This is a genomic window from Priestia sp. YIM B13551 (assembly GCF_042787905.1).
Lineage (GTDB): Bacteria > Bacillota > Bacilli > Bacillales > Bacillaceae_H > Priestia.
The window spans coordinates 427,336-446,234 of sequence record NZ_JBHZOX010000002.1; the positions used below are offsets into that span (position 1 = coordinate 427,336).

Annotated in this window: 25 protein-coding genes; 11 read left to right on the plus strand and 14 right to left on the minus strand. The window is 37.7% G+C overall.

The window, feature by feature from the left end; all coding sequences use genetic code 11:
* Window positions 1–299: 299 nt before the first annotated feature.
* On the minus strand, window positions 300–542 hold the full coding sequence (locus ACFX4N_RS11465; protein ID WP_029323136.1) for a spore germination protein: 243 nt from the start codon (window positions 540–542) through the stop codon (window positions 300–302).
* A 220-nt stretch (window positions 543–762) separates the two neighbouring features.
* On the opposite strand from ACFX4N_RS11465, the gene ACFX4N_RS11470 reads away from it, so the two are divergent.
* From ACFX4N_RS11470 to ACFX4N_RS11480, 3 genes are all read left to right on the plus strand, one after another.
* Window positions 763–1,080 carry a winged helix-turn-helix transcriptional regulator gene (locus tag ACFX4N_RS11470; protein WP_013058076.1) on the plus strand — a complete coding sequence of 106 codons (318 nt, stop codon included), beginning with the start codon at window positions 763–765 and terminating at the stop codon, window positions 1,078–1,080.
* A gap of 40 nt (window positions 1,081–1,120) precedes the next feature.
* Window positions 1,121–1,756, plus strand: a complete 636-nt coding sequence (locus ACFX4N_RS11475; RefSeq protein ID WP_013058077.1) for an FMN-dependent NADH-azoreductase — start codon at window positions 1,121–1,123, stop codon at window positions 1,754–1,756.
* A 486-nt stretch (window positions 1,757–2,242) separates the two neighbouring features.
* The gene (locus ACFX4N_RS11480) at window positions 2,243–2,878 is read left to right on the plus strand and encodes an FMN-dependent NADH-azoreductase (protein ID WP_013058078.1); all 636 of its coding nucleotides are present in this window, start codon (window positions 2,243–2,245) and stop codon (window positions 2,876–2,878) included.
* Window positions 2,879–2,939: 61 nt separating this feature from the next.
* Here ACFX4N_RS11480 and ACFX4N_RS11485 read toward each other — a convergent pair whose 3' ends face one another.
* On the minus strand, window positions 2,940–3,479 hold the full coding sequence (locus ACFX4N_RS11485; protein ID WP_274589129.1) for a GNAT family N-acetyltransferase: 540 nt from the start codon (window positions 3,477–3,479) through the stop codon (window positions 2,940–2,942).
* 197 nt (window positions 3,480–3,676) lie between these two features.
* Here ACFX4N_RS11485 and ACFX4N_RS11490 point away from each other — a divergent pair, with 197 nt between their 5' ends.
* The 4 genes from ACFX4N_RS11490 (at window position 3,677) to ACFX4N_RS11505 (ending at window position 5,976) form a co-directional block, all read left to right on the plus strand.
* A complete protein-coding gene (locus ACFX4N_RS11490; protein WP_029323142.1) occupies window positions 3,677–3,886 on the plus strand; it encodes a hypothetical protein in 210 nt (69 codons plus the stop codon).
* Window positions 3,887–3,890: 4 nt separating this feature from the next.
* On the plus strand, window positions 3,891–4,403 hold the full coding sequence (locus ACFX4N_RS11495) for a hypothetical protein (RefSeq protein ID WP_057273620.1): 513 nt from the start codon (window positions 3,891–3,893) through the stop codon (window positions 4,401–4,403).
* A 177-nt stretch (window positions 4,404–4,580) separates the two neighbouring features.
* Window positions 4,581–5,474 carry a tyrosinase family protein gene (locus ACFX4N_RS11500; protein WP_301264498.1) on the plus strand — a complete coding sequence of 298 codons (894 nt, stop codon included), beginning with the start codon at window positions 4,581–4,583 and terminating at the stop codon, window positions 5,472–5,474.
* 355 nt (window positions 5,475–5,829) lie between these two features.
* Window positions 5,830–5,976 (plus strand): YjcZ family sporulation protein, encoded by a 147-nt coding sequence (locus ACFX4N_RS11505; RefSeq protein WP_377261828.1) that lies wholly within the window; start codon window positions 5,830–5,832, stop codon window positions 5,974–5,976.
* A gap of 69 nt (window positions 5,977–6,045) precedes the next feature.
* On the opposite strand, the gene ACFX4N_RS11510 is transcribed toward ACFX4N_RS11505, so the two are convergent.
* The 5 genes from ACFX4N_RS11510 to ACFX4N_RS11530 form a co-directional block, all read right to left on the minus strand.
* On the minus strand, window positions 6,046–7,023 hold the full coding sequence (locus tag ACFX4N_RS11510; RefSeq protein WP_301264500.1) for a ring-cleaving dioxygenase: 978 nt from the start codon (window positions 7,021–7,023) through the stop codon (window positions 6,046–6,048).
* A gap of 211 nt (window positions 7,024–7,234) precedes the next feature.
* Window positions 7,235–7,858 (minus strand): FMN-binding negative transcriptional regulator, encoded by a 624-nt coding sequence (locus ACFX4N_RS11515; RefSeq protein ID WP_098277713.1) that lies wholly within the window; start codon window positions 7,856–7,858, stop codon window positions 7,235–7,237.
* Between the two features lie 274 nt (window positions 7,859–8,132).
* Window positions 8,133–8,510 (minus strand): hypothetical protein, encoded by a 378-nt coding sequence (locus tag ACFX4N_RS11520; protein WP_301264501.1) that lies wholly within the window; start codon window positions 8,508–8,510, stop codon window positions 8,133–8,135.
* A 23-nt stretch (window positions 8,511–8,533) separates the two neighbouring features.
* Window positions 8,534–8,707: a glycine zipper domain-containing protein gene (locus ACFX4N_RS11525; RefSeq protein WP_179891645.1), complete on the minus strand. Its 174-nt coding sequence runs from the start codon at window positions 8,705–8,707 to the stop codon at window positions 8,534–8,536.
* A 104-nt stretch (window positions 8,708–8,811) separates the two neighbouring features.
* Window positions 8,812–9,039: a hypothetical protein gene (locus ACFX4N_RS11530; protein ID WP_063672158.1), complete on the minus strand. Its 228-nt coding sequence runs from the start codon at window positions 9,037–9,039 to the stop codon at window positions 8,812–8,814.
* A gap of 268 nt (window positions 9,040–9,307) precedes the next feature.
* Here ACFX4N_RS11530 and ACFX4N_RS11535 point away from each other — a divergent pair, with 268 nt between their 5' ends.
* Entirely contained in the window at window positions 9,308–9,874 is a 567-nt protein-coding gene (locus ACFX4N_RS11535; protein ID WP_053487524.1) for a CBO0543 family protein, read from the plus strand.
* 218 nt (window positions 9,875–10,092) lie between these two features.
* On the opposite strand, the gene phaZ is transcribed toward ACFX4N_RS11535, so the two are convergent.
* The 3 genes from phaZ to ACFX4N_RS11550 all read right to left on the minus strand — a co-directional run bounded on the left by phaZ (window position 10,093) and on the right by ACFX4N_RS11550 (window position 12,008).
* On the minus strand, window positions 10,093–10,989 hold the full coding sequence (gene phaZ / locus ACFX4N_RS11540; protein WP_301264502.1) for an intracellular short-chain-length polyhydroxyalkanoate depolymerase: 897 nt from the start codon (window positions 10,987–10,989) through the stop codon (window positions 10,093–10,095).
* A gap of 207 nt (window positions 10,990–11,196) precedes the next feature.
* Window positions 11,197–11,388: a hypothetical protein gene (locus tag ACFX4N_RS11545; protein ID WP_013058089.1), complete on the minus strand. Its 192-nt coding sequence runs from the start codon at window positions 11,386–11,388 to the stop codon at window positions 11,197–11,199.
* 89 nt (window positions 11,389–11,477) lie between these two features.
* Window positions 11,478–12,008 (minus strand): ECF transporter S component, encoded by a 531-nt coding sequence (locus ACFX4N_RS11550; RefSeq protein ID WP_013058090.1) that lies wholly within the window; start codon window positions 12,006–12,008, stop codon window positions 11,478–11,480.
* 421 nt (window positions 12,009–12,429) lie between these two features.
* Here ACFX4N_RS11550 and ACFX4N_RS11555 point away from each other — a divergent pair, with 421 nt between their 5' ends.
* Window positions 12,430–12,933 carry a YehS family protein gene (locus ACFX4N_RS11555; RefSeq protein ID WP_013058091.1) on the plus strand — a complete coding sequence of 168 codons (504 nt, stop codon included), beginning with the start codon at window positions 12,430–12,432 and terminating at the stop codon, window positions 12,931–12,933.
* A gap of 1 nt (window position 12,934) precedes the next feature.
* The gene (locus ACFX4N_RS11560) at window positions 12,935–13,642 is read left to right on the plus strand and encodes a M48 family metallopeptidase (protein WP_013058092.1); all 708 of its coding nucleotides are present in this window, start codon (window positions 12,935–12,937) and stop codon (window positions 13,640–13,642) included.
* 55 nt (window positions 13,643–13,697) lie between these two features.
* On the opposite strand, the gene fbp is transcribed toward ACFX4N_RS11560, so the two are convergent.
* Window positions 13,698–15,626 (minus strand): fructose-1,6-bisphosphatase, encoded by a 1,929-nt coding sequence (gene fbp / locus ACFX4N_RS11565; protein ID WP_057273622.1) that lies wholly within the window; start codon window positions 15,624–15,626, stop codon window positions 13,698–13,700.
* Between the two features lie 853 nt (window positions 15,627–16,479).
* Window positions 16,480–17,355 carry a YitT family protein gene (locus ACFX4N_RS11570; RefSeq protein WP_013058095.1) on the minus strand — a complete coding sequence of 292 codons (876 nt, stop codon included), beginning with the start codon at window positions 17,353–17,355 and terminating at the stop codon, window positions 16,480–16,482.
* Window positions 17,356–17,645: 290 nt separating this feature from the next.
* Here ACFX4N_RS11570 and ACFX4N_RS11575 point away from each other — a divergent pair, with 290 nt between their 5' ends.
* Entirely contained in the window at window positions 17,646–17,846 is a 201-nt protein-coding gene (locus ACFX4N_RS11575) for a cold-shock protein (RefSeq protein WP_013058096.1), read from the plus strand.
* 183 nt (window positions 17,847–18,029) lie between these two features.
* On the opposite strand, the gene ACFX4N_RS11580 is transcribed toward ACFX4N_RS11575, so the two are convergent.
* Both ACFX4N_RS11580 and ACFX4N_RS11585 read right to left on the minus strand, forming a co-directional pair.
* Window positions 18,030–18,200 carry a hypothetical protein gene (locus tag ACFX4N_RS11580; protein ID WP_013058097.1) on the minus strand — a complete coding sequence of 57 codons (171 nt, stop codon included), beginning with the start codon at window positions 18,198–18,200 and terminating at the stop codon, window positions 18,030–18,032.
* A gap of 322 nt (window positions 18,201–18,522) precedes the next feature.
* The gene (locus ACFX4N_RS11585; RefSeq protein WP_013056405.1) at window positions 18,523–18,726 is read right to left on the minus strand and encodes a cold-shock protein; all 204 of its coding nucleotides are present in this window, start codon (window positions 18,724–18,726) and stop codon (window positions 18,523–18,525) included.
* Between the last annotated feature and the right edge of the window lie 173 nt (window positions 18,727–18,899).

The window sequence follows — 18,899 nt, forward strand, 5'->3', positions numbered from 1 at the left end:
CTTTTCTTTTTAATATAGTATTTTCCATCAGAACGGTTGTAATAGGAATCATACAAGTCTATTTTAATCATCCTTTCTTTGTTTTTCCTCTATATACTATTCAATAAATGACCGGGTGCTTGTACAATATATAATTTTTTTTAGAAAAGGCGTATATAACAGATTCGCTCTATCATTATAATTAGAACGAACATTTACATTCGCTTATCATTAGTAAATAGAAGGTATCCTACTATACAACAACATTAAAAAACAGCTTATAACTTTGCTTGTTATAAGCCGCTTTATCTCTATGATTTCTATTGCTGATTTCCATATACCCCGTCAATATTCGCAACAGCCGTTTGATCAAATATATCTGCATCCATATTTGTGTTTTTCATTCGCGCACAAGCAGCTGAAATGTCTCCATAGGTTGAGTTGATTCCAACAGATTTAACATCCGCTGTGTGTCCGTTGTGAAGAACTTCTCCAAAATTCATCGATCCGTTCCTCGCCATACCATTAATTCTTGTGTTACAGATGTTAATAACTCCTGCCATGGCCATACCACCTTTTCTTAAAATGAATTCGTACATCGTATGCTGTAACAAGCCTATGTGTGAAAGATTTTCAAAAAGTGAAAAGCAAGGTACAAATACTAGTGAAATTATTCATTTCACCCTGCTTCACCCAAAGTTTCCACATGTTTTTATGCTTTTTCTGTTACAATAAATGCATAAGTTATTTTTCATCCATATTGTTTGAAGGAGGATACGTAATATGGACGAACCAAAAGATATTCAACCTAAAGTAGAAAAAAGTTTCGAACTGATTGGCAAGAAGTGGACAGGATTAATCATTTATGTACTTATGAGCGGTCCTAAACGCTTTAGTGAATTAAATGAAAGTATACCAGCCTTAAGCAGAAGGCTTTTGACAGAACGGATTAAAGAGCTTGAAGACCACGGCATCGTTGTCCGAAATGTTATTCCCGACCGCCCTATTCGTTCTGAATATTCGCTGACTCAAAAAGGAACAGAGCTAGGCAAAATATTAGGGCCGATTAGCCAGTGGGCAGAAAGCTGGGTCCAAGATTAATGTCAGTTACTAAAATTACTCCGTAGAAAGGATGAGCATCATGGCAAATGTTCTCTATATTACTGCACACCCTTTAGCTGAAGACGAATCGCTTAGCATGGCTGTGGGGAAAGAATTTATCGACGTGTATAAGCAAACACATCCAGAAGATGATGTGGTTCATTTAGATTTATATCAAGCAGATATTCCATACTTAGATGCAGACGTATTTAACGGATGGAAAAAGCTTCGTTCTCACTCTTCCATTCAGGATTTATCAACGGATGAACGATTAAAAGTGGGACGATTAGCCGAACTAGGCGGACAGTTCGTACTCGCTGACAAATATATTTTTGTCACGCCAATGTGGAATTTTTCGGTTCCTGCGATTATGAAAACGTACATTGATGCGATCACCGTGTCAGGTAAAACCTTTACATATACAAAAGAAGGCGCTCAGGGATTGCTTAAAGGAAAAAAAGCGATACACATTCAATCCCGCGGAGACGTGTATTCAGAAGGCCCTGAAATGGCAAGAGAAATGGGTCATCGCTATTTAGAAATTATGATGGATTTCTTTGGCATTGAAGCGTTTGAAAGCATTATTATTGAAGGACAAGTAAAATTCCCGGATCAAATTCCGCAAATTAAAGAAAAAGCATTCCAAAAAGCCCATTCAATGGCCAAAACATTTTAAATTCAATAGAAACGAAAAAGACCTCGAAGCAGATCGAGGTCTTTTTTCTTTACTCTTCCCTCCCTTATATTTCCCTTGAAATAATGATCACCTTCCTGCTCGTTTTGCACTGAAAATAGGTTTAAAGGAAAGATGAAACGCTGTTATTTTTTGTTACTATTCATAACGTAGGTTATGTAAATATATGTTTTTCTTTTTTCTTTTTTAAATTATTCACCTTCAAAAAAAGATATTTATTTTCAAATCATAACATTTAAAATCGTACTGTAAGACGCGTAAATCCTTTTCTTAAAAGGATTTACGCATAAAAACAGAAAATATGTTATCAGCAAGAAAAGTTTTAAACATGGTAAAACCAAATAAAAAACCTTTGACTAAATTTGTTACGTAAGTTACTATTAATAACGTAGTAGATGTTTTCGAACATATTATCTTTAATTCATGAAACAACATTTATATATTGAAGACAGAAAGGTGAAAAGAATTATGGCAAAAGTATTATATATTACAGCAAACCCTAACGATGCTACGCAATCATTCAGTATGGCTGCGGGAGACGCATTCATTAACGAGTATAAAGAAGTAAACCCAACGGATGAGATTGTTCATGTTAATTTATATCAAGAACATATCCCTCACATCGACGGTGATGTATTCAGCGGATGGGGTAAACTTGGAAGCGGCGCAGAATTTGACGCGCTTACTCCTGAAGAACAGCGCAAAGTTGCTCGCTTAAACGAGTTAAGTGACCAATTTGCTCAAGCAGACAAATATGTATTTGTTACACCAATGTGGAACTTCTCATTCCCACCAGTGATGAAAGCATACTTAGATGCTGTAGCAGTAGCTGGAAAATCATTTAAATATACAGCAGAAGGTTCTGTAGGTCTATTAACAGATAAAAAAGCGTATCATATTCAAGCAAACGGCGGTATCTACTCTCGCGGCCCTGCTGGTGAACTAGAAATGGGTCACCGCTATATGCGCATTATGATGAACTTCTTCGGGGTTCCTTCTATTGGAAGCCTATTTGTAGAAGGACAGGCTGCAATGCCAGATAAAGCACAAGAAATTAAAGAAGACGGCATTGCTCGCGCTAAAGAAGCTGCACGTACGTTCTAACAAAAAATGTAAGCATAAAAAAAGGAACATCTCCCCATGTTCCTTTTTTTTATGCTCACAATTATATCTTGGCTTCCCCGCGCAGTAGCGAATAAACATATGTATCAAACGGGATGCCGTTTTGGAACATGTACTCTCTTAGCATCCCTTCCTTTTTAAATCCTAATTTGCTCAACAAGGCGATAGATCCACTATTTTGTGTAAATACAATCGCTCCTATGCGATTGTATTGAAGTTCGTTGAAGCCATGAGAAATCGCTTCATGAACGGCTTCTGTTGCGTACCCTTTGTTCCAATACTCTGGAAAAAGAGCATAGCTTACGTTTACTTTCTTATGCTCAGAAGACCACTCTTGAAACCCTATTGTTCCAATCAGCTTTTCTTTTCCTTTTAGCTGAATCCCCCATTTAATCAATTGCTTTTCTTCGTAGCCTTTGGAAAAATCCTTAATGATCTCCTTCACTTGGTTGATCGTTTCTAAAGGTTTTTGCCCGTAATAGCGCAGCACCTCTTCATCAGAAAAGCATTCTAAAATCTCACCGGCATCATCTTCTACAATTTTTCTTAATATCAGCCGTTTTGTCTCTAATTCCGGAAACATTTTCTTCCCTCTTTTCTGCGCAGCTTATCACCTACGGTAAACCATACTATTCTCCTCTCAACTAGCAATATCCTGCTAAAACCTCACCCGGGAGGACTCATTTCCTATCCAAATAGTCGATTTACAGCGGAGATAGTGGTATTTTATATAGTAGGCATAAGTTGCTTTTTATCAACACAGAGGCGGTGAACGCAGAAATGAACCAAGATAAAGAATTGCTGTCCACGATACACGCTCTTCAAAAAGAGCTGCAGCAAGAAAAAGAAAACCGTGCGTATATGCAAAAAGATATGGACGAACTAAGAAGCGCTTTATTACAATCAGAACAAGTAAAACAAAACTTAATTGATCAGCTAGAAAAGAAAGTCGATTTGATTTTAACGTTGATTCAAAAAGGAGACACATAAAGAAATGGATTTTTTTAAAAACAGCAAAATACTATACACTATTGTAGCACTTGTTATTGCTCTCATCGCTGTATTTACCAACAATTCGCCCATTTCCCTCATTCAGCAGCATGAAAATTCAAGCAGCACATCGAGTAGCACATCGGACACTACATCAAGCAACCAATGCTCTGCAGAGACTCAAAGCGACAGGTTATTTACCGGCAAAGAACTTGTCTTACAAGAAGGAAATGATAAATACGGATATTGCCACATTGTCGCGCATATGCAAAAACCAGGCGTTGACAATTACCAAGGTAAAAGCCAATTCAGCAAGTATTTAAATGAAAAACAAGCGATGTCTGTTGCTGAAGAAGTCATCAACAAAGGTGACGACGGCACCAACAATAAATCTGGCAACTACGTTAAAGAAAAGTATATTAGTTCCTTAAACCAAGAAGTTAGAGTTGTGTATACTGACTACAGAGGCAAAGACTACGACTACAGCGTAACGACCATGTATCCAATTGGTCATTAATAATAATGCAGTGAATAAAAGCAGGCGCATGCCTGCTTTTATTATTTTACCTCTATTTATGATTTACACCTTTAAAAAAGTCTCTGTAAATTTACAGTAGCACTCTTACCTCTTGGACATATTCTAAATATAAAAAAGAAACAGCCCCTTGCTTCTTTTTTAGAAAGAGGTTAAAAAATGAGTAACAAGTACAGAGTTAGAAAAAACGTATTACGGCTTACCGACACGGAAAAAAGAGATTTTGTTCGTACCGTGCTAATACTAAAGGAAAAAGGGATATATGACCGCTATATAGCCTGGCATGGTGCAGCAGGTAAATTTCATACTCCTCCGGGCAGCGATCGAAATGCAGCACATATGAGTTCTGCTTTTTTGCCGTGGCATCGTGAATACCTTTTACGATTCGAACGTGACCTTCAATCAATCAATCCAGAAGTAACCCTTCCTTATTGGGAATGGGAAACGGACGCACAGCTGCAGGATCCCTCACAGTCACAAATTTGGAGTGCAGATTTTATGGGAGGAAACGGAAATCCAAAAAAAGATTTTATCGTCGATACCGGGCCATTTGCAGCTGGGCGCTGGACGACGATCGATGAACAAGGAAATCCTTCTGGAGGGCTAAAACGTAATTTTGGAGCAACTAAAGAGGCACCTACATTGCCTACTCGAGATGATGTGCTCGATGCTTTAAAAATAACTCAATATGACACGCCGCCTTGGAATATGACCAGCCAAAACAGCTTTCGTAATCAGCTTGAAGGATTTATTAACGGGCCACAGCTTCACAATCGCGTACACCGTTGGGTTGGCGGACAGATGGGCGTTGTCCCTACTGCTCCGAATGATCCTGTCTTCTTTTTACACCACGCAAATGTGGATCGTATTTGGGCTGTATGGCAAATTGTTCATCTCAATCAAAACTATCAGCCGATGAAAAACGGGCCATTTGGTCAAAACTTTAGAGATCCGATGTATCCTTGGAATACAACCCCTGAAGACGTTATGAACCATCGAAAGCTTGGGTACGTATACGATATAGAATTAAGAAAATCAAAACGTTCATCATAACCCGTTCTAGAAACAGCGGTATGCAATCAAAAGCAGGTAAACCCCTTCCCTTCTGACATAACTTATAAGGCCGCAAGCATCGTAAAACTCACTGCTTCATTTCCATTCACCATAAAATATAGTTAATCAACCATAATTGGGCTGTGAATAAGCTTCATATGAGGACCTTGGAACATATGAATAAGTTATCAAAGCTTTATAAAAGTTTTATAAATGAAGGGAAGATATCAAAATGCATAATAACGTAAACGCACCTTTTAGTTCTAATGAAAATATGCCGTTCTCACCTGCTATGGCTCACCACGGCTATACAGCTCCTGCTTATGATCATATAATTCCACACTGCGGATATTCAATGCCTGACTATGGATATGTGGTTCCTGAATATGGATATGGCGTTCCTCACCATGGATGTAATGGTTTCGCCATTATCATCGTACTGTTTATTTTACTCATTATTATTGGTGCATGTGGTTGCGGTTTCTGGCACGATGAGTGTTAACCTAAAAAACTCCAGTATTAATACTGGAGTTTTTTAATGTCTTAATAGGCGGCAGGCACCTTAAGAATTCTATAGCGTTTCGTCCAAATCTAGCGGTCTCAGCTTCTCTTCGATTTCTTTGCGCTTAGGCTCTAAAAATGGCGGCAGCGCTAATGTTTGGCCCATCGTTTCAAGCAGTTCATCGGTCGCAAATCCAGGTGTGTCCGTTGATAATTCAAATAAAATGCCGTTTGGTTCTCTGAAATAAAGTGCTTTAAAATAGTATCGTTCTACTTTACCGGAATTCGGCAGACTGTTTTCATTTAATCGACTTGCCCACTTATTGTATTCTTCTTCATTTGGAACACGGAATGCAACGTGATGAACGCCACCGCGCCCTAAGCGAACTTTCGGCAAATCGGGTCTCGTTTCAATATGAGCTTCGGCTCCGCTTCCGCCTTCACCTGTTGCATAAACCAAAATATCTCTATGATCTCCTGCAAGAGATGGATAAGAACCCACGTAGCGAAATCCCATAATATTTGTCAGTACGTCAACAGTTGGTTCTGCCGTACCCACCGTTAGCGTGACCGGTCCTAAGCCGATAATCGCATGTTCTAACGGAATGTCTTCGCGCTTCCACGGCACGCCTGCTCTTACCCCTTTTTCACCGTTGTCCGCAACAAGAAGCAAACGTGTCCCTTCATAATCTTTAAATGCTAACGTATCACGATTAGCTCGTTTAGCTATTTCTTCATATTCCACTCCGTACTGCTCGAAGCGCTCTTTCCAAAAGTGTAAAGAATCCGTACTTTTAACGCGAAGCGAAACAGTCGAAATGTCAGATGCACCTTGATGCGTTCTTGCAAGCCCCGGAATATCAAAAAACGTTACTTCCGTTCCTGGCGTCCCTTCTCCATCTGCATAAAACAAGTGGTAAGACTGAGTGTTATCTTGATTAACCGTTTTTTTTACTAATCGCATGCCTAAAACTTTGGTGAAAAACTGATAGTTTTTCTCAGCTTTCCCCGTCAAAATAGATACATGATGCAACCCTAACAATTCCATCTGCTCCGCCTCTTTTCATAATATATAAATTTTTTAACTTCCACTAAAATTATCTTTAATTTAATTATCTTTAATTAAAGATAATTTTAAAGGATATACAGCCTGTTTGTCAATAACAAGAAAATGTTGTGAACATAAAAAAGAAACTAAACACATAGTTAGTTTCTCTTTATCTTCCCTTTAACAAACTGCTGATCTTTTCCAACAGCGGTTACTTCTTAAGCACGCGCTGCACATTTTGCTTCATCAGCTCCGCAATTTTTGTTTCATTTTCACGAGATGTCTGCTCTAATTTTTCTATGACTAACTGCTGTCTTTCGACTGAATGATTTTGACTTATCTTTTGTTTACCTTCCATTTTGCTGATGTCGATTTTAAACCCAATGATTCCTTTGCTTAAACCATTCATATAAGCAGGATCAACGTCATTTAGTGTATATGTACTGCTCGGGCTTTCATATTTCTCCACCATCTTTCTCAGCAGTCCAAGCAGTTCTGTTGGTTCTTCAATCATTTTCATGGTTCCATACACGTGAACAGCTTCATAATTCCATGTTGGTACAGCTTGATTCGTTTCATACCAAGAAGGTGAAATATAACAGTGAGGCCCTTGAAACACAACCAAAATTTCTTGATTTCCAGCATCTTTCCACTGCTGATTCGGACGAGCAAAATGTCCGTATAAAGCTTTTTCTTTCCGGTTTAACATCAGGGGCAAATGAGTAGCATAAGGCTTTTCATTATGATACGAAAACAAAGTGGCGAATCCATTGTCTTCAATAAATTCATACATTATTTGTTCCTCATTCACTTTAAAATACTTTGGAATATACATCGGCGCTTCTCCTTTATCTCTTATTTAGTAAAAGATATAATACTATACGTGTTTGCAACAGCGTCAGTTATGAACTTTTTATGGAGGTCAGCAAACATTTAACCATTTATGAATCGATTTTTTAAGAAGCTTATGCTACACTGCTGCGATGTAAACCGCTGCTTTTTTATATGTATTTATTTAGCACATGATGCAATTAGATACCCGTTGGTTAAATAAAGCTTCAGAAACTCAAAAAAAGAAGAGCTTGTTTAAAACAGCTCCTTTCTCACGTTTATCTATACAATTGAGGATTTTTTTCTCGTTTGATAGGTCCGCCTTTGGCTATATGCCACTCAATGACGCGGTCGGTCAAACGATCGTATACGTCGTCTTCTAAATACGGATCTTCTGCCGAAGTGAGCAAGGTGTGAACATCGGCTTTTATTTCGGCTAACATAGCTGTGCTGAATACGTCCGGATCATTCAATACGTCTAGTATATATAACACCAGCATCTCACATCCGCCGTCCCAATTGGCATTTCCGTTGCCTTGAGCTTCACAGCGAAGCTTTTCAATGGCCCGGATGACTTCTCCTTCTACGATATCCGACTGCCCATTTCTCGGGACATAGTTTAACCATAGTTCTTTTGCTTCGTCAAAATACTTCATTCTGAACTCCTTCTTTCAAAACTTTATTCCTTTTTATTCCTTTGGTTCATTGCCGTTCCAAAAGCAACTCCTAAGGCCGTTCCAATCGCAATGCCGAACCCAATATTATCCATAAGCATACCGAGAGAAGCCCCCATCGCAACGCCCATCCCTAACCCCATTCCTAGATAATCTGTCTTTTTCTTTTCTTGAGACAAAAAACCACTCCTTTTTTCTACTATTTTATTGATACCTTTTATACGTAAAAACTGCGCTAAAAGTTTCATAAAAATGGAAAAAAAGCAGTCGCTGTAACTGCTTTTTAAATGATGAGCTGATAAACGGCCTCTCCGAGCAGCAAGACCGACGTAAGCATGCAGATCACTCCAAATACATACATCGATTTACGTACAAACCGCTCAAACGATACGCCAAAGCATCCTTTAGCTATCCAATACATGGGGATAAGGAGACCTTTAATCCGAACCCGCTTCATTGATTCATCGGATAATGACCGAGATAAAGAAAGGATCATTAAACCAACCATCATACACAAAACTGCTATCACTATGTTTAAAATATGACTATTTATACTCTCCCTTATTTTTCCTTTTTTGTAGCTACTATTTTAGCATAGCGGAAAGCCGAGGAGTGCCTATAAAAGAATGAAATACTACATACTTTACACTTAATGTATCAAAAGCATAATCTCTCCTCAGAAAGTTACGAACATCTTAATAGGAAAAGGTATCCAAAACTTAAGAAAAGGGCATTTTAAAAGTAACGAAATTTTGCTTACTTAAAAAGGATGGATTGCATTGACACCAAACCAACAGGAATATCTTAAAAAAATACATAGCATACAAGAAAATCTAGCCAAAACGTGGGCTGAATATTGGCAGCACTACTCCACTCCAAGTTCTTGGCAGTTTTGGGTTACCTTGGGCGCTTTCATTTTACCTTTAGTCATTCTCTATTTTTTAATTGACCGAAAAAAAGCCTTTCACTTAGGGTTTTATGGATTTAACGTGCACGTTTGGTTTCACTATATTGACACCGCTGGAGTTTATAACGGGCTGTGGACGTATCCTTACCAAATCAACACAATCATACCCGTAAGCTTTAGCCTAGATGCTTCGCTTATTCCTGTCTCTTTTATGCTTCTTTATCAGTGGACAATTAACCATCATAAAAATTACTATGTATATGCAACTGCTCTTTGTTTGTTTTTTGCTTTTATTTTCAAACCGCTATTAACAGGGATTGGCTTTTTCCAGCTGCATGAATGGGCTACTTACGGTCATTTATTTGTATTTTATCTGGCTGTGATACTGCTATCAAAATGGATTACCAATCTGTTTCTTTATTTTGAAAAACAACATTAAATATAATAAGTCCACTCAATAAAAAAACGTAAGCCTTTTTGAAAAGACCTTACGTTTTTTGTGATTGTTTTATTTACTAGCTGTCTGCTTCCTCAGAAGGTAACAGGCTTTGTTCATCTCAAAGCATTTTGCAGGCAGCTCATTTTGCTTGTGTGGATTTAGAACATGCTGCATCTAGCAATAATAAAACTTCTGTTAACAGCGAAAATCTCACTTTTTTAAGCCCTGCTTAAATTAGTGTTGTATAAGTCCATTAAACTGCTTAAATCATCTAACAACGGACAGTGACCTACACCTTTCATAATTTTTAACGTCGCATTTTCCCCTATGCCTTTCGCGATGTCAGATGCATCTCTTGTCGAAACCATCTTATCTTCGTCTCCTTGAATAACCATAGTCGGAATCGTGATTTTTCCCACCTCTCCTGTCCCTTCCACAACACCATTAAAATCGTTTGAAATATTAAATCTCATGAGTGCGTAATTGATATCGATTAAGTTGCGCTGCTTGATCGTTTCTTCTAAATATTTTTCAAATTGATCAGCAGACGGCTTATTTTTTGTATATAAAAATTGACGCAGCATCATTTTTAAAAACCATGTATTTTTTGTTTCTTTCGCGTTTTCTACCATTCTAAATGCTTCTTTTACTTCTTCTTTGGTTTGTATAAAGTTGTTAGGAATAGGCAGTTCTAGAAACGTTCTTCTTGGAATCGGATAGCCTTTGATATTGACGGAGCTTAATAAAACTAATTTTTTAGCATCATTCGGATGATCAATCACATATTGCATAGCAACTGCTCCTCCTAATGACCACCCGCTTATTGTAAAAGCAGACAACTTTAAAGCATCTGCAAACAGTTTGACATCATCTGATAAGTCTTTGATTGTGTGAATAGGTGTATGATAAGTGGAGTCTCCAAATCCTCTTAAGTCGATCGCATAAGCTGTGATATGTTCTGGAAGTTCGTTCATTAACACATCCCAGTTAAGGGAAGAATTCATGTTTCCGTGAATTAACAAAAGTACCTCTTTTCCGCCCTTTTTCATTCGGTAATTTACTGTTTCTCCATTTGATAATTCTACTTTTGCTTGTTCTAAAGCAGATACGGTCATCGCTATTTTCCTCTTTTCTTATATAATTAGAACGATCGCTAGCATTTATTTTTCAATACCCTATTTATCAAGATTTAAGCAGTTAGAAAGAAGTTGTGCAAAACCCAAAATAATTCTATGTCATTCTATTTGCTAAAAAAGACAGCCAAATACGCGATTTGGCTGCCTTTTTATAATGAAGAAATATACGAATGAGCAACAAGGCCATTACTTTTTCGGTGCGTCTAATGCTTGATAGGCAAGCTGATATTTCCCGCCTTCAGCTACTTCTGCATGGTACAGAGCTTTAAGAGCAAAGTTTTTTTCAAGGCTGTGCTCTTTCATCAGTCCGTTCAGCTTACCTTGCAGTTCCTGATTGTCTTTAATGAGCTGCTTCATCTGTGATTTTAAATATTTCATGGTGTTTTCCGCTCCTTTCACTTGATGAATATCTATCAAGTATATCACTTAAGGATGAGATAATGGTAAAACGACTTACGATTGAGCGATTAAATCTGTACCGCTCTGTTCTTTAAGCGTCCTACAAGCGGAACGACGATAATACCGGCGATAACAACTTGCATCACATTTCCTGGTATAGAGCCAAGCGGAACGATCCAGTTATGATAAAGAATCACTTCAGCAAAATAGTAGCCTACGATTTTTACAATCAGCGCAGCAACAACTGCCAGTGTGTTCACAAGTGCTCTTTTACCAGGTGCTTTTTCTGAGATAAGACCTGCTAAAAAGCCCATTGCACCTACGATAATAAACGTAAACGGCGCCCATGCTGTCCAGCCGGAGATGAGGTCGAATAAACCCATTCCAAAAGCCCCGGCGATGGCTCCTGTCTTTTTGCCGTAAAGAAAGGCTGCTATAAAAAGAGGAACGTTGCCTAAATGGATGAGGCCTCCGTTACCCATAATTGGAAGCTTGATGTTGATAAACATTGTCGCTACAAACGTCAGTGCGATAAAAAGCGCATGCATGGATAAAGCTTTGATTTTGGTTGATTCTCTTGGTGAGTATGTTGAATTCATTTGTTGACCTCTTTCTTTTTTTACTACTATCATACTCCTAATTACATACTTAATAAATACGTAAAACTATTTATTTAGTAAGATATATCATTCTAGCAGTACACAGGGATCCGCCAACTTCAAAAATTGTCCTATCCGTTCTTAAAAAATAAAGCTGCCTCTGCTTCCTTTAGTAGACTGCGGCGCCTAATTTTTGTTATGGTAAAGAGTCTGTTCGGGCATAATATGAGCAAATCGTTCTTTTTCAAGAGTTGACGAAGGCTGATAAATATGAGAAGTTATATGTTTGTAGAAATGAATGGAATAACTTAGAATTCCAGCGGAACCTGTTACTATAATTGTACTGATATTAACCACGTCCGTTCAGATTGTGGCAGTCATGATTTTTACATACAGCAAGCAAGTTATAGGAGGAGCAAGAATGGATAATAACGATATTTTAATTAGATTACGATATGCCTTGGATTTAAAAAATACAGAAATGGTAGAGATCTTTAATCTTGGCGGAGTAGACGTAACAAAAGAAGACGTATTAAAGATCCTTACGAGAACACCGGACGAAGAAGACGAGGATGCAGTTCATGCGGACGAACACATCTCGTGCAGTAACGGTATGTTAGATTCTTTTTTAAACGGTTTTATTACCTTTAAAAGAGGAAAACAAGACCCTAAACCAGGGCAAGCACCGCCAGCGCCGGTTCAGAGCAATCAAAATATGTACAACGTCTTATTAAAGAAAGTAAAAATTGCTTTGTCCCTAACCAGTGAAGAGATGTTAGAAGTATTCGACGACGGTGGAATACGCGTATCTAAAGCAGAATTAGGTGCTTTATTACGAAAAAAAGGCCACAAAAATTACAAACCGTGCAAAGAGAATTTTGCTCGAAAATTCCTAAGAGGCTTAACCGTACAATATAGAGGATAAAATGATACACACTTTTTCAAATCAGAGTATCCATTACGAAATACGATATAAAAACCGAAGTTCTTTTGCGATTAAAGTAGACGGATACGGAACGGTCGAAGTTCTTGCTCCTAAAGGAACGTCTACTGAACAAGTATGTATGTTATTAGAGAACAACTGGGCATTGATTCAGCAAAAAATAAACGAAATGAAAGATAGAACGCATGGACCAAAGAAAAAAGTCTATGAACACGGAGAACGCTTTTTGTATGTAGGAAAAAACTATCCGATACAGATTCATCACGATTCGACCATTACAAAGGATTCTGTATTGTTTGAAGCGAACACGCTTCAGATTTATGTCAATCAGCACGACGATGAAGCGATAAAACAAGCGCTCAAACGCTTTTACTATCAACAATGTAAAGCGTTAGTAACCAAGAGTATCTCCTCCTATCAAAAACATTTTAAAACAAAGCCGCGCTCCATTTCGATTTCCGATAGCAAAAAAGCGTGGGGCACGTGTGATTCTAAGCGTCAGCTAACCTTTAACTGGCGGCTGGCAATGGCACCGCAGCACGTCATTGATTACGTAGTCGTTCATGAAATGTGCCACATGGTTCACATGAATCACGACCGATCCTTTTGGCGTCTTGTCGGGAAAATCATGCCCGATTATCGTGAACAAGAGAACTGGCTGGAAATGTCGAGCTGGGAAATGACGGTGTAGTACCGCTAAACAAAAAAGAGCAGAAGCCCCAGGGGCATACTGCTCTTTTTTATCTTTAACTATAGCGATATTTTCTTAAATCTTTTAAAATAGAAATTTCTTTTAACAATTCTTCTCCGACGTTTGTTTCTAAAACCATTTTTCTTTCTAGTTCTTTATCAACCAATCGCTTTACGGATAAGACGTCCGTTCCTTCTAATAAAATCTCTTCTTTTGAATTGAAGTGTTTGTGAGCGACTAGCTGCATGCCGTAAGAATTATATAATAACGTGTAGCCAGCAATTCCTGTTGTGGACTGATACGCTTTTGAAAAACCGCCGTCAATGACAATCATCTTTCCATTTGCTTTGACCGGGTTTTCTCCTTCAATTTCTTTGACTGGCGTATGACCATTAATAATATGACCATGATCAGGATTTAGATTAAATTCTTCCAGGATGTTTCGGCAGACTTCCTCATTTTCCCGTAAGTAATAATACGGATTCTTCTTCTCTTTATGCGTTGTTTTATCACTGATAAAATATCTTTCAAACGTGGTCATTGCACGTTTCCCAAAGAGTGATGAATATTCTCCTGTCCATAGGTACCAGACCATATCTGTTGCCAAATCATCCGTTTCTTCAGGATGTGCAAAAGCCTCTTGTAAATAATGTTCAAACACATCAAGCAAGTTGCGGCCTGCATACGTTTTATCTTCAATCGTCATTTTTTCCATGTTTCCTTCTTCATCTAAAGGAATGCAGCCGTGTATTAATAAGTTTCCGTTGTATTTCAAATAAAGGTTGCCTTTTTTCATAAGAAACTTCATATGTCTCGCCAGCTTTTCCGAATGCTGCACAGAAAGCAGCAGTCTTTCCATTACCTGCTCTTCTTCTTCTAATAGCTGATCAGGCTGCGCCGGATTAACCGTTGCAAAGCAGCTGTTTTCTAGCGGATATGTGTTTCCGTATATCGTAATTTCATTTTTATCATAATCAATTTTTTCAAGCAACAGCCTTTCGGACATATTAAAGAAAGGACGTCTTTTTATAATCGGACTTTCAAGCTTGAATTGAATCATCGCAATGGCCTGATGAATTTTCGTAATTTGTAGTCGCTCGTGATCGGATAGTTTGTCACTCGAGCTTACTTTTGGTCTAAAAGCAGGATTATCCTCATAGTATTTCTCCGCCAGGTTAAGCAACGGTCTCAAGTTAATGCCATATACATCTTCAATAATATCTAGATTGTCGTATCTTGCGCAGATACGAATAATATTGGCAAGACACACTTTCGAACCCGCAAAAGCGCCTAGCCATAGCACATCGTGATTTCCCCACTGAATATCAACGGAGTGATAGTTAATCAGCGTATCCATAATTTTATCCGGTTCAGGTCCACGGTCATAAATATCCCCTACTACGTGCAGATGGTCAACAACCAACCTTTGTGTTGTATAAGCAAGGCCTACGATAAGCTTATCAGCCTGTCCTAAAGAGATAATCTGCTGAACAATCTTCGTGTAGTACTGCTCTTTATTTGTAAATTCATCCGTTTTATATAGCAGTTCTTCAATAATGTACACAAATTGATTTGGCAATGCTTTACGCAGTTTAGAACGCGTGTATTTAGAAGAAGCGTACGAAATAAGATTAAGCATACGATCAATGATTTCTGTATACCATTGATAGAGTTCCTTTTTGTTTCGAAACTGTGCTTTGATCAACGGTAATTTTTCTTCAGGGTAATAGACTAATGTCGCAAATTCATTGATTTCTTTGTCAGATAATACGTTTTTAAAAAGATCTTTAATTTTCTCTTTTACATTCCCCGAACCGTTTCGCAGCACGTGCTGAAAGGCTTGATACTCGCCGTGTAAATCGCTGACAAAATGCTCGGTCCCTTTTGGCAGATGAAGAATAGCTTCAAGGTTAATAATTTCGGTTACCACTTTTTCTTCCGTATCATACTTTTGTGCAAGTAAATCTAGATATTTTGTGTTCAAAACTATGTATCCCCTTTCAACGTTCACCATTTAGTATAATCACCGTCATAACCCTGTAAGATAAATTGTGATTATAATGTTACGCACCTCTTATTTAACTCTTTTCTTTCCATGCCTCACCTCTTTATTTTAACCTATTTTACGTATAGGTAAAATGGTATAAAGTCTATTTGTCCATAAAGATTAACCGGCCTTTTCCGCTTAAAGATGAAAACTAAGTGATAACATAAAAAAACCTGCTGACTGAGATCAGCAGGTTCGATACATATGAAAGAAGCGTACATAATCAAGAAAGTTTACTCCGACCTCTATACAATAGCAGATTTTTTCTTCCCCCGCTGTGAGAAAACGCACAGCGCCGAGTCCTTGGTGATGGTACGATAAAGATGACCTTTCTGAGACAGGAAAAGTCATCCTTTGTATTATATAAGAACCATCATTCTGTTGAATCTCTGTTCTTTTATGTTCAGAGATTTTTTCTGTTTATTCATTAACAAAGAAGGAAATCATATGTGGCTTTTACTAGTAGCAATTGCTTCTATTATAATATGGAATGCTGTATCACAAAAAATGCTCAAATCTTCAAAGAAGAAAAACAAAGGAAAAATCCTCACATTAATGTCTGCAGGTACCCTATCTACTTTAATTCTGACCGCTTCACTTTTTCAAAGTATCACGTTTTAAAAACCTCCGCTGAGCAAGTTAGCTATATAACAGGCGGCTTGTGGCAAATGGATTTTATGATACGAAAAAGCAGCCGATGTAAAACATCACGCTGCTTTTCTTATCTCTACACCCCCGCCTAAAAGTGGATTATTGTAGAGTGTTCGTACAAATGTAGTGATTTATGAACTTAATGAATATTATTCTTTCTGAAATTGCCGCCTTTAACTTCCGCTACGTCATATACCGTAACAAAAGCCGTCGGGTCAATTTCGTTGATAATTTCTTTCATTTTGCTTTCTTCCAAGCGGTTGATTACGCATGTGATTTCCTTAAATTTCTCATGAGAATAACCGCCGTAAGCTTCTTTGTATGTAGCGCTTCGACCTAAACGATCACGTATTGTCTCTACCATTAACGCAGGCTGAGAAGTGATAATCTGGAAGGTTTTCGATCCGCTTAGCCCTACTTCTACGATGTGAATAACTTTGGATGCAATAAAGTATGCAATTGCAGAAAGAATCGCGCCTTGCAGACCAAATACTAATGAAACGAAAATAAATACAAATGCATTTAAGAACAAAATAAGATCACTTGTTCCAAACGGCAGTTTTCGAGAAAGCAGCACGGCCAGCATATCGATGCCATCTAAGGCCCCGCCGTTACGAAGTGCAATTCCCATTCCAAACCCAAGGATAATACCGCCAACAACGGTTACGAGTAGTGTATCTCCTTCAATAATTGCTGGAGTGTGATGCATGAGGCTAGTGCCGACAGCTAATGAGACAATTCCGAGGATGGAAAATATGGCAAAGCTTTTCCCAATTTGTTGATATCCTAACCATACAAAAGGAATGTTGATAACGGCGATGAGAACCCCAAGTGGCAAGCCAAATAGGTTTGAAGCGACGATGCTAATGCCTGTTACCCCTCCATCTGAAACATGGTTTGGAATTAAGACAGTTTCTAAGCCGTAAGCTGCAATAATTCCTCCGATAATGACCATTAATGCTCGGAAAGCAATTTTTAGCCGCTTAGGCCTGTGATGTTTTTTAGTTGTGTTCATATAATTCCTCACTTTTAAATGTTTTTTACTATTTAAGTGTACCACAAACATTCTCTTTATTTGAACTGAGGAGGCTTACGTATCGTTTTTTAGCTCACATAGTGCAAACATAGATAAAAGAGAAATTCTAGCTGTACAGACTCTATCCTTGCAATAAGTCCCTATTTCTGTTAAGTTTAAGAAGAATTATTTTTGTTCGGTAAAGATTGATAAGTTAAATAACTTTCGTCTGTAGATTTGGGCAAGGATAGTAACACAATGTGTGCGTGTCACACTAGGAGGCAACAATTATGGAACAAGGTAAAGTAAAATGGTTTAACGCAGAAAAAGGTTTTGGATTCATCGAACGCGAAAACGGAGACGATGTATTTGTACATTTCTCAGCAATCCAAAGCGAAGGCTTCAAATCTTTAGACGAAGGTCAAGCAGTTACATTTGACGTAGAACAAGGTCAACGCGGCCCTCAAGCTTCTAACGTTCAAAAAGCTTAATCCATCATAAATATAAAAAGACAGACTCCATGGAGTCTGTCTTTTTCATTTCCTTGAAAATGTCATAATAAAACCCTATCCACTGAGGAATAGGGCTTATTAATACAAAAATAGTAATCGGTAATACAAATGGTAAATTCAGTATAGCACAGTATAGACAAAATCCAAACTATAAATCAATATTTATTCATGTTTCATTAATTCTTCTTCAAAGAAAAACGTACTTGGATATTTATCCACTGTATAAGAGTATCTTTTCATATTTTTTACATAATGGCTTTTTAAGATGATTACTCTTTCATTAGATGCTTTTATATTTACAATTTCTCCATTAGAAAATAAGCTTATACTCATATTCCTCATCCTCTCTCGTATCAAAAATAATCAAATTTTTAACTTTATTTATCGGGAAATATAATGTGCATCTCTCAAGGCTAATCCAGCGAAGGGTAGTTATTTTTGATACCTTCAGGCGTATATGTACTCCTAAAGCATACAGTTCTATAACCATAAGGGGGTTTTTTCTATTTTTTTGCGACACGGGATTTTACATATAGGTAACTCTTCTTTAATAGCATTCTGTCTCCAATGTCTTTACTTATTTTTTAAGTAATCTTTTTAAATTATTAAAATCCAAAGCAAAAAGACCCCTATGTGGAGTCTTTTTTAGTTTTAATTATGCTACTTTATGAACGTTAGCAGCTTGTGCTCCACGTTGGCCTTGTTCGATATCAAACGTCACTTTTTGACCTTCTTCTAGCGATTTAAAGCCTTCACCTTGAATAGAGCTGAAATGTACGAATACATCGTCTCCGCCTTCAATTTCGATAAAGCCGAAGCCTTTGTCTGCATTAAACCATTTCACTGTACCTTGTTCCATAATAGTGCCTCCTGGTGTGGAATACTCCACGCTTGTATTACTACCCTTGTCCAACCATACTATCTTAAGATAAAAAATTCTATGGAAGAGATTTCTCTTCTCTCAATCTTATACCGAACAAAAATAATTAACTTAATCGTAACATACAGAATCAAAGATAGCAAATACAGGGA

Bases quoted from the DNA above. Each gene is read 5' to 3' on its own strand.
- ACFX4N_RS11505 (WP_377261828.1), top strand. From the start codon at position 5,830: ATGCCTGACTATGGATATGTGGTTCCTGAATATGGATATGGCGTTCCT.
- ACFX4N_RS11550 (WP_013058090.1), bottom strand. From the start codon at position 12,008: ATGAATTCAACATACTCACCAAGAGAATCAACCAAAATCAAAGCTTTA.
- ACFX4N_RS11580 (WP_013058097.1), bottom strand. From the start codon at position 18,200: ATGAGTATAAGCTTATTTTCTAATGGAGAAATTGTAAATATAAAAGCA.
- ACFX4N_RS11515 (WP_098277713.1), bottom strand. From the start codon at position 7,858: ATGTATATTCCAAAGTATTTTAAAGTGAATGAGGAACAAATAATGTAT.
- ACFX4N_RS11475 (WP_013058077.1), top strand. From the start codon at position 1,121: ATGGCAAATGTTCTCTATATTACTGCACACCCTTTAGCTGAAGACGAA.
- ACFX4N_RS11485 (WP_274589129.1), bottom strand. From the start codon at position 3,479: ATGTTTCCGGAATTAGAGACAAAACGGCTGATATTAAGAAAAATTGTA.
- ACFX4N_RS11520 (WP_301264501.1), bottom strand. From the start codon at position 8,510: ATGAAGTATTTTGACGAAGCAAAAGAACTATGGTTAAACTATGTCCCG.
- ACFX4N_RS11560 (WP_013058092.1), top strand. From the start codon at position 12,935: ATGATACACACTTTTTCAAATCAGAGTATCCATTACGAAATACGATAT.
- ACFX4N_RS11585 (WP_013056405.1), bottom strand. From the start codon at position 18,726: ATGGAACAAGGTACAGTGAAATGGTTTAATGCAGACAAAGGCTTCGGC.
- ACFX4N_RS11480 (WP_013058078.1), top strand. From the start codon at position 2,243: ATGGCAAAAGTATTATATATTACAGCAAACCCTAACGATGCTACGCAA.
- ACFX4N_RS11470 (WP_013058076.1), top strand. From the start codon at position 763: ATGGACGAACCAAAAGATATTCAACCTAAAGTAGAAAAAAGTTTCGAA.
- ACFX4N_RS11495 (WP_057273620.1), top strand. From the start codon at position 3,891: ATGGATTTTTTTAAAAACAGCAAAATACTATACACTATTGTAGCACTT.
- ACFX4N_RS11490 (WP_029323142.1), top strand. From the start codon at position 3,677: ATGAACCAAGATAAAGAATTGCTGTCCACGATACACGCTCTTCAAAAA.
- ACFX4N_RS11570 (WP_013058095.1), bottom strand. From the start codon at position 17,355: ATGAACACAACTAAAAAACATCACAGGCCTAAGCGGCTAAAAATTGCT.
- phaZ (WP_301264502.1), bottom strand. From the start codon at position 10,989: ATGACCGTATCTGCTTTAGAACAAGCAAAAGTAGAATTATCAAATGGA.
- ACFX4N_RS11510 (WP_301264500.1), bottom strand. From the start codon at position 7,023: ATGGAATTGTTAGGGTTGCATCATGTATCTATTTTGACGGGGAAAGCT.
- ACFX4N_RS11545 (WP_013058089.1), bottom strand. From the start codon at position 11,388: ATGAAATATTTAAAATCACAGATGAAGCAGCTCATTAAAGACAATCAG.
- ACFX4N_RS11530 (WP_063672158.1), bottom strand. From the start codon at position 9,039: ATGATGGTTGGTTTAATGATCCTTTCTTTATCTCGGTCATTATCCGAT.
- ACFX4N_RS11500 (WP_301264498.1), top strand. From the start codon at position 4,581: ATGAGTAACAAGTACAGAGTTAGAAAAAACGTATTACGGCTTACCGAC.
- ACFX4N_RS11575 (WP_013058096.1), top strand. From the start codon at position 17,646: ATGGAACAAGGTAAAGTAAAATGGTTTAACGCAGAAAAAGGTTTTGGA.
- ACFX4N_RS11555 (WP_013058091.1), top strand. From the start codon at position 12,430: ATGGATAATAACGATATTTTAATTAGATTACGATATGCCTTGGATTTA.
- ACFX4N_RS11465 (WP_029323136.1), bottom strand. From the start codon at position 542: ATGGCAGGAGTTATTAACATCTGTAACACAAGAATTAATGGTATGGCG.